The 8,130-nt window shown below is 49.2% G+C and carries 8 protein-coding genes; 4 read left to right on the forward strand and 4 right to left on the reverse strand.

Features of this window, described 5'->3' with window-relative positions; translation table 11 throughout:
* A partial coding sequence (locus WCC56_RS10055) for a mechanosensitive ion channel family protein (RefSeq protein WP_424692231.1) occupies window positions 1-822 on the forward strand: 822 nt, incomplete at its 5' end.
* Window positions 823-1,737: 915 nt separating this feature from the next.
* Here WCC56_RS10055 and WCC56_RS10060 read toward each other — a convergent pair.
* The 3 genes from WCC56_RS10060 to WCC56_RS10070 all read right to left on the reverse strand — a co-directional run bounded on the left by WCC56_RS10060 (window position 1,738) and on the right by WCC56_RS10070 (window position 3,006).
* Complete coding sequence (locus tag WCC56_RS10060; RefSeq protein WP_424692232.1) at window positions 1,738-2,367, reverse strand: Vat family streptogramin A O-acetyltransferase; 630 nt, start codon at window positions 2,365-2,367, stop codon at window positions 1,738-1,740.
* A gap of 212 nt (window positions 2,368-2,579) precedes the next feature.
* Complete coding sequence (locus WCC56_RS10065) at window positions 2,580-2,864, reverse strand: hypothetical protein (protein ID WP_424692233.1); 285 nt, start codon at window positions 2,862-2,864, stop codon at window positions 2,580-2,582.
* A 7-nt stretch (window positions 2,865-2,871) separates the two neighbouring features.
* Window positions 2,872-3,006 carry a hypothetical protein gene (locus WCC56_RS10070; protein WP_424692234.1) on the reverse strand — a complete coding sequence of 45 codons (135 nt, stop codon included), beginning with the start codon at window positions 3,004-3,006 and terminating at the stop codon, window positions 2,872-2,874.
* 413 nt (window positions 3,007-3,419) lie between these two features.
* On the opposite strand from WCC56_RS10070, the gene WCC56_RS10075 reads away from it, so the two are divergent.
* Together WCC56_RS10075 and WCC56_RS10080 are read left to right on the forward strand one after the other, a co-directional pair.
* Window positions 3,420-3,713 (forward strand): hypothetical protein, encoded by a 294-nt coding sequence (locus WCC56_RS10075; protein WP_424692235.1) that lies wholly within the window; start codon window positions 3,420-3,422, stop codon window positions 3,711-3,713.
* Window positions 3,710-4,888 (forward strand): DUF1254 domain-containing protein, encoded by a 1,179-nt coding sequence (locus WCC56_RS10080; protein WP_424692236.1) that lies wholly within the window; start codon window positions 3,710-3,712, stop codon window positions 4,886-4,888. The genes WCC56_RS10075 and WCC56_RS10080 overlap by 4 nt, the downstream gene beginning before the upstream one ends.
* A gap of 470 nt (window positions 4,889-5,358) precedes the next feature.
* Here WCC56_RS10080 and WCC56_RS10085 read toward each other — a convergent pair whose 3' ends face one another.
* Complete coding sequence (locus WCC56_RS10085; RefSeq protein ID WP_424692237.1) at window positions 5,359-6,405, reverse strand: tyrosine-type recombinase/integrase; 1,047 nt, start codon at window positions 6,403-6,405, stop codon at window positions 5,359-5,361.
* 1,295 nt (window positions 6,406-7,700) lie between these two features.
* Between WCC56_RS10085 and WCC56_RS10090 the strand changes: the two genes are divergently transcribed.
* The gene (locus WCC56_RS10090) at window positions 7,701-7,919 is read left to right on the forward strand and encodes a hypothetical protein (protein ID WP_424692238.1); all 219 of its coding nucleotides are present in this window, start codon (window positions 7,701-7,703) and stop codon (window positions 7,917-7,919) included.
* The last annotated feature ends 211 nt before the right edge of the window (window positions 7,920-8,130 follow it).

The following is an 8,130-nucleotide window of genomic DNA, read 5'->3' on the forward strand; positions in this document are numbered from 1 at the left end:
GTCGTCATATTCCTCATTACGGCGCTGGTTACCCGATTACTCAGACTGGTACTTAGGCGTGTTGAGAATGGGCAATTAAACCTGCCGGGCCTGCATCCGGATACGGTTGGCGTGACCCGTAAACTTATCAGCGTCGTCATCTGGTTATTCGCCCTGTCAGCTGCATATCCATTTTTACCAGGAGCTAATTCACTCGCCTTCAAAGGGATAAGCGTTTTCTTCGGACTAATGCTGACACTGGGTTCGGCAGGCGTTATGAACCATGCCATGAGCGGGCTGGTGCTAACCTATTCCCGTGCGCTGAGAAAAGGCGACATAATCAGGATTGCCGATCATGAGGGGGTCGTCAGCGAGGTGGGCATGCTGGCAACCAAAATTCAGACGCGTGAGAACTACGAGGTGACGGTCCCCAACGCGGTTGTAGTCAGCGGCAGGATTGTAAATCTGAGTGCAACGCTTCATGGCGAAGGCGTCAATATGACAACCAGCGTAACCATTGGTTATGACACGCCCTGGCGGCAGGTTGAAGCTATGCTGGAACTTGCCGCAAGCCGCACGTCAGGTATCAATCGAGACATTTCCCCACTGGTGCGCCAGCTGGCGTTGCAGGACTGGTACGTGGCGTATGAACTTCAGGTCCGGCTTAAGGCAGATGAGTCACTGGCTAGTGTAAGAAGTTGTCTCCATGGCCATATACAGGATGTTTTCAATGAATTCGGCGTGCAAATCATGTCACCTAATTTCATCAGCCAGCCCGATCTGCCTGTAGTTGTGACGAGGTCGAACTGGTATGTTCCTCCTGCAGAAGATAAAGAGAAGTGAGAAATTCCTGTGGGAAGAAATACCGTCCTTATAAAGCTAGGGATGACCGGTTGATCGGCCTTATCAGAGTCAGATTAAATCGCCCGACGCGTGCCGATTTTGTTACATTCAGCAATAACTCAGTTTTTAATCAATTCTTAACTGCACTTTTCCTTAGAAATCTCCGAAATTATGTGCTTAATGAACATACATGAAGCCATAGCTTTTCGAGCATAGTAGGCTATTAAATCTACACATGTGGTGATTGCCATGTGTTGTACGAGTGTAATATTGTTCTTTCCCGGCCTAGATGGCCGGTTTTTTTATTAGAACGTAGCAAATCCACCTTCAAATAAGCCCGGTGCTTACGATAAAAAGTCTCTTATAAAAGAAACTTGCGATGACTCCCGCATGCTGGTTTTGTTTACAAAATGTTTGATCTTCTGGATAAAAAATATGGCTAATCTGATGGTTTTATCTTCTGATATTTTTACTTAGCCTCAGTACTACTATTCTTTAAAAACGATATCTATCGTGAACCTCATTAGATCCAACCCTGTGTATAGTGAGGATAGTCTGCTGCCAAGCGGGCTTTTTTTGTGCGTCATTAAGCATGTGTATCTGCAACATCGACCTCTAGACTGATTAGCCAGCGGGAACGACTGGATCCGTAGGGTTATGACATGCCAAATGGGTCCCCTCGTGCGCCTGGACTAGAAAGTGAAGATTTCGTGTGACAGCCGCCTTATCTCCACCTACAGTTGGTTTGCTCTTTCTCAAAGCGATGGCGGCGCCCACGAAAAAATTACCAGCATCATAAAAATTATCATAGTGTAAACGTCCGCTTTGACTCTTTGCGGTTTTGCCTCGAACGCACGCTTCGAGCCAGAAGCGGATATGGCGTATCTTGACTATACGTAAGCCAAACGTTGGCAATCATTCGTCCAGCAATGCTTTAACATCAGCGGATATTATTGCCGTGAGGTTCCGGGTAATCTTTTCTATCGGCCAGTCCCACCATGCCAGTTTTTCCAGTGTCAGGATGGTATCTTCTGTAAAACGTCTCTTGATGACTTTGGCCGGATTGCCACCCACAACCGAATAGGACGGGACATCAGAAGTCACTACAGACCGTGATGAAATGATTGCTCCGTTGCCAATTTTAACTCCTGGCATAATCAGTACCTGATAACCAATCCATACATCATTACCAATCACTGTATCGCCTTTATATGGCAGATCACCCGCTTGAGGCATGCTTTTTTCCCATCCGTTTCCGAAGATGTAAAACGGAAAAGTTGAGAAGCCCGCAATCTTATGGTTTGCCCCATTCATAATGAACTGAACGCCTTTTGCTATAGCGCAAAATTTTCCAATGATAAGCTTGTCACCAATAAACGGAAAGTGATAGAGAACATTTCGCTCGAAGTTTTGAGAGTCTTCAGGGTCATCATAATAAGTGAAATCACCAATAATGATGTTGGGGTTTTTCACAGTGTTTTTGATAAAACAAACCTGTGGGAAACCCTGCATTGGATGGACACTGGTTGGATCTGGTCCGTACATATTTACTCCTCATAAAATGGCTTCAATAGTTTAACGACACCATGATATTAGTATTTCCTAAGCGGAAACCCAATGTCCGCTCCTTGCTCATAGCTGCCCTCGATCCTTCAACGAGTAGGTCAGGGTCAGCAACGCACATTAAAATGGTTCAAGAAATCCTGGTTTCGGTGGGCAGTGTTAATAGTCCTGACAATTTTTTTCAATGAAGATGGTCATTCCACCTCTACATAACTCTGACTGAAAAAGCCTGTAATGACGAGGCTTTGTGGCGGCATGACTACTTCCTCAATCTTATCACTCGAAATATTCTCATAGCTGCAATTCAGTACAGTGGCCAGTTCAGTCGCCCAGCCAATCTGATTAAGCGGCGCACGATAGCTGGTTGCCGGTTTCGGTGACGGAACATCTGTATACTCCCGTGCGACCTGCTCCATACGCACGATGGAATAGCCCCAGCTCCATGCCATCACGGCTGCACTGTAACCATCAACATCCATCCCTTTTTTAAAAAACTTCTGGCGAGCCCTGAAGCGTCAGGAGGGGATCTTGATAGGTCTGTTCAGCAGCTAAAGACATCATGGATCCGGTCGTTCCTGAGAGCACCAGTGCACTGGCGATTAACGTTTTCTTTTTAAACATAGGCCTGTCCTGTCTTGAACACGATCATATTGGCGAGCGGATTGTTCACCTGCGTGGGTCCTGACCGGCTGCAATGAGCGGCTACGAATCCATGAGCAGCAAAAACTTCGGGCAATCCTGATTGAGCTTTCATCATCAAATCCTTCAGAGCTGAGAAGTTTTGAAAATCGCGTTACTTCTGGCGAGGATGATTTACGACAGGACGTCGCATTAAGCCGTGTCAAAAAAATCACATTGCGACTGGCTTATTTTCAGAATGATTATAGACATATCTCAAATATTCACTCTGTTTCAGCATGTTGCCCTAACCATAAATCCTTCCTAGACTCACTCCAGTGGTCGTCCAGCTGGCCAGTATCGATAGGTCAGTGCTGATACCTGTAAAATACCCCTGCATTTACGGAGCCGTTATCATGGATATTTCCAGAAGAATGTTTTACCGCCTGGCGTTTGGCAGCGCCGCAGGTCTCGCCGTGCTCAGGCATATGTCGGTCGCCCGGGCAAAATCGCTGAATATTCCACTGCGAAATGGCGCCGGTGATAAAGGTGAAACGATGGGGGGCATGCCACCTGCCGGAGCGGTGTGCTCGGTGGCCAATTTCGATTACCAGCTTAAGTACCAGCGCGCATTTGAAGCCGTATTGTGGAATATGCCGGCAGTGGCGATATATAGTTTCGGCGTGCAGCCTTCAGCAATCTCGGGATGAAGGACAATGACATCGTGGCCTATTCCCGGACCGCGACACCGCAGCTCGAGGCCATCACTGCCAACAGCACCACACCCTACATTACCGTTTTTACCGACCTGCAAAAAGGTCCGGTAGTACTTGAGGTCCCCGAGGCCAATGCGGAAGGCAGCCTGTACGGCCAGATTGTAGATGCCTGGCAATTCACCATTGCGGACGTAGGTCCAGCCGGCATGGACAAGGGCATGAAGTCTAAATATCTGCTGACACCGCCGGGCTATAAAGAGGCGATTCCAAAGGGCTATCTCCATGTGCCGTCACCCAACTTTCGTATCGCCTTTGCATTCCGCTCCGTGCCCGCAGCAGGAAAGACGGCAGACGATGCCTACCACTACTCTAAAAAGCTGCGAATGTACTATCTCAGCGAAACCGGAAATCCGCCGGCGCAGAAGTTTGTTGATCCCAGCGACAGGGTTTATCCGACGTTGCCGTTTTACGATGAGCGTCATTTCGAGGATATGCATGCGGTATTGAGCGTTGAGCCGGTACGCGAGCAGGATAAAGTGATGATGGGAATGCTGATTTCATTGGGCATTGAGCGGGGCAAACCGTTTGAGCCGGATAATACCGCGCGGACGGCAATGCGCCAGGCCGTCATTGACGCCTGGTTTTTCATGCAGCAATGGTTCGATAACTTTCCGAAGGAAAAACTCTACTGGCCCGACAGACATTACGCGTCGTTGCTACAGGCAGACAAGAATAACCGTTTCACTTTTGTCTATGAAGACCGCATTGATCTAATCAACCGTGCGGCAGAGTATTTCTGGTGTACCTATATGCCGGAACAACTCTCGGCTTCGCCTGCGACACAGTACCTGATGGCGCTGGCGGATGCTGATGGCACCTCGCTGGAAGCTGGGCAGATGTACAAGCTCGATGTTCCTGCGCAGATGCCCGTGAAACAGTTCTGGGCATTAACCGTCTATAACCGTGACACTATGTCGTTCATTTACAGCAAGAGCGGACGTACCACTCTCTCGTCCTACGATTTGGAAAAGATGAAAAAGAACGCTGACGGTAGCGTAACCATTTACGTTGGTCCTACCCCCCCGAAGGCCTTGAAAATAACTGGATCCCTACATCCGGTAAAAGACCACTCCCCGCCATGCGTTTTTATGGTGGAACTGACGCACTGAATAAAAAATCTTTTAAGATGGCTGACTTTCAGCGCGTAGGCTGACAGGGGGCCCGTAAATGAATGAGTAAAATAGCAGTTGGCACCCTGAGGGTTCTTCGAAGGCAACAATATAAAAATAGCGGTCATAAACGTCCACTTTTCGCTCAAAGCGATCTGAGAACCTCGAGTAAACCTTCTTCTTGCTAAAAATGTTAAGCGGTGTGTGAGTCGGCAGAGATATAGGCTGTAAATAATATCAATGCCCGTCATCGCCGCCCACTCCGGTTCCTAAACCACCTTTTACTGCCAATATGTGTTCTACCTCCCGGTCCCGGCTAAACGCCCGCATCGTACAGCCCTGTGCTTTTTAGCTTCTGGCTGCCGGAGCTATACCCGTTCATGCACAGGCTGTTCACATTTTCTGTGGATAAATATTGCGGACAGCTAACACCATATTCTCATCCGCTATGGCCGGCGACGTGCAGGTCACTACCCCTCATCGTGGGGCGGGGAGGCGTCTTCCATAAGATCTACCATCGCGCCGGTGTGCGCGTCGACGTTACGGACGTAGCGCATCAGGGTTTCAGGCTTTTTCCACGTTCCTTCCTGCATGATCCTGGCAACGGGATACCCTTTACGGGTCATGTCCTGAGCGGCACCCACGCGGGCGCTGTGACCGCTCCAGGCTCTGTAGCGATTTTTGTTTGGCCGCTGGGGAGAGGCCTCTCCGGTGGCCTGCCAGGCCCTGGTGAAGATGTCCTCAACGGCCGGCCGGCTCAGCGGCCGGTTGGCCGGGAGGAGCGGCCTGTTGGAGCGGTGCACCCGGCAGAAAAGGTAGGCATCAGGCTGGTTACCTAACCCCGCAGCATCGATCCATTCGGTCAGCCGGCGGCTGGAGAAGTTGCTCAGCGCCTTGGTCAGCCCGCCGGTCTGCACGATGGTCTTGGTGTGCGAAACGTCAATGATAATACGGCCGTCCGCAGCGCGGGAAACGTCACCCACCCTGATGCGCGCAAGCTCGCTGATGCGCAGCAAAGTGCTGTAGGCCACGTGAAGAAAAGCAAGGTTTCGCAGATCCTGCAGGCGCGGGGAGCCTGCCCAGCAGCCGTCAATCCGCTTGAGATCGGCAAGGCAGAACGGCACGGCCTGTCCGGTGCGTTCGCCCGCGAGAACCGCCTGGCGGTTTATCTTTTTCATCACGCGGTAAATCAGGGGTGACGTGTTGGGCGGCATGACGCCGGCGTTACGGTGTAACATCGCAATCAGCGAGGCGTGCGCCGAAATGGTTGTGGACGCCCTTCCCGTCGCCTGCAGCCAGGAAAGGTAGTCGCGCAAATCGGCGGAATGCATCGGCAGGAAGCTGCGCTGATGCTCCCGGGACCACCGCCAGCAGACCGCCATCACGCTCATCAGCTGCGACCAGGTGTTGGATGAAAAGGCGTCCCTGTCCTGGACAAACTCCCTGAGCCGTGCCGCAATGTCGCTGTCGTCCTGAATAGCGGCGATGATGGCCGGGGTCTGAACATTTTCGCTCATAGTCGCTCACAATACAGTCAGAATTTAGGTGATCGCGCTACGTGAATTCTGAGGGACTGGCAGGGGTAGAGCCCGTCAGAATTCACACAGCGCTGCCATGATCCGCAGTCGGGCCGCGACAGCTATGACCCTATCATACTCGGGATCCCAAATGGATCCTAACTTTACATAATACTAATTATGTAAAGCTAGGATTTTAGAGTTTCACCACGGTGATTTGAAAAGATCTCATAGCTGATAGAGATGATAAAAGGTGAGCGAGTGAGTTTAGTAAAGTAAATGAAGTTAGGAGCGTAAACCAACATTCTGATTGTTTTTGTAAGATATCTCACTCTACAAGGCTGATGGGCTTATATTTTTAATATCCTTAATCTGCGTCCATTTTCCTGCTTTTCTCCCGTATAAGGAGAATAACCTAGACGGACGGAAATAAACAGCGGGGCGTCAGGCGGATAAACGGGCGTGGTGTTTAACGTAACCTGCTGACGCGTATGGGGTTACGGCGAAACTGGCGGGGGAGGGGGCGTACCAGGCTCTCCAGGCTCAGTGCCTGGACGGTGAATGATTAGAGTAAAAGCCCCGCCTGTCTGAAGTTCTGAGTCATAGGTCTGGCTTTGAGTAAAAAAAGAAAAGACGCAAAAACATCAGTTGACCACGAACCTGCTGTCTGAAATGATCGACAGTAACCTGTTTGCTCAGGTCCCCACGGAAACAGGAAGAGTGCATGCTTAATTTTATCGTGGCAGGTGAGATTTATAACTTTTTTCAGAATATGCAGGGAAAAGAAAAGTTCCCTGTATCATGCTTATTTGAATCCACGTCCGAGGATATCCGGAACAACCTCCTTCAGCTGAATCAGGAGACTCTCAATTATCTCGAGATGATGCCGTTGTGTTCTTAACCGAACCGGAGAAGATGATTATGATTCTCCAGATTTGTCATTAATAATGAATAGGCAGAATTAATAACCTAAAAATAATTAAGGATAAAAAAGAAAAAAATATTTGATTTAATTTAATTTCACAATAAATAAGTGTTTAGGTAAATGCACACTACGTGATTTTTAACGTTATTCACAGGCGCTGGGACTTGGGAACTTTGGCCTTCACCGGACTCACTGGTCGGTCAATAAATAACACTTGAAGAAGTGCTGGATTTATTAGGCGTAATCAAACCTTTGCAGCCCGCGGGATTACCCACATGCGAGTGGGTGGGTCCGGGTAATTTTGATGTTCATTTCCGGGGCGATCCGGAAGACATCGTCATTACGGACGTAAATGACTCTAGGATTAAGCATGTTCAGTATGATTAAACATTGTTTTAGCAGCTCAGAGATGCTCTTAAAAATGATGTCCCGGAGTGATATAGAGGAAGCAAAAGAGAAGGGGGAACGTATTCTCATCGATGAGGATGGAGGCGCATCGGTTAATCTGTGCAGCAGTGAGGTACAGGCTGATTTTGCCCGTCACGTCGCCACTCTCTCTGAAATCGTCACAGGAACGAACCGGCAGTGAGATACCGGCATTCAGACAGGTTCCGGTCTGTATAAGGAACTTTTCCTGTTTACTGCTGCCGTATTGATGAGTGATATCTCACTGTAACGATATTTCAGCCTCCCTTTCCGGAGTTTTTTTTTCCTTCTGAGGTCAGGGAAGTGTTTGCCGGTTCTGTGACTCACATTCAGGAGCGGTCCAGGTTCCAGGATGTGTGCCCGGGTGCCATAAA

The sequence above is a fragment of the Erwinia sp. genome (genome assembly GCF_049696395.1).
GTDB lineage: Bacteria > Pseudomonadota > Gammaproteobacteria > Enterobacterales > Enterobacteriaceae > Erwinia.

What these genes read in the sequence shown, in the direction of transcription:
- WCC56_RS10075 (WP_424692235.1), top strand. Translation starts at nt 3,420, where the DNA reads ATGGATATTTCCAGAAGAATGTTTTACCGCCTGGCGTTTGGCAGCGCC.
- WCC56_RS10065 (WP_424692233.1), bottom strand. Translation starts at nt 2,864, where the DNA reads ATGGATGTTGATGGTTACAGTGCAGCCGTGATGGCATGGAGCTGGGGC.
- WCC56_RS10070 (WP_424692234.1), bottom strand. Translation starts at nt 3,006, where the DNA reads ATGTTTAAAAAGAAAACGTTAATCGCCAGTGCACTGGTGCTCTCAGGA.
- WCC56_RS10080 (WP_424692236.1), top strand. Translation starts at nt 3,710, where the DNA reads ATGAAGGACAATGACATCGTGGCCTATTCCCGGACCGCGACACCGCAG.
- WCC56_RS10090 (WP_424692238.1), top strand. Translation starts at nt 7,701, where the DNA reads ATGTTCAGTATGATTAAACATTGTTTTAGCAGCTCAGAGATGCTCTTA.
- WCC56_RS10085 (WP_424692237.1), bottom strand. Translation starts at nt 6,405, where the DNA reads ATGAGCGAAAATGTTCAGACCCCGGCCATCATCGCCGCTATTCAGGAC.
- WCC56_RS10060 (WP_424692232.1), bottom strand. Translation starts at nt 2,367, where the DNA reads ATGTACGGACCAGATCCAACCAGTGTCCATCCAATGCAGGGTTTCCCA.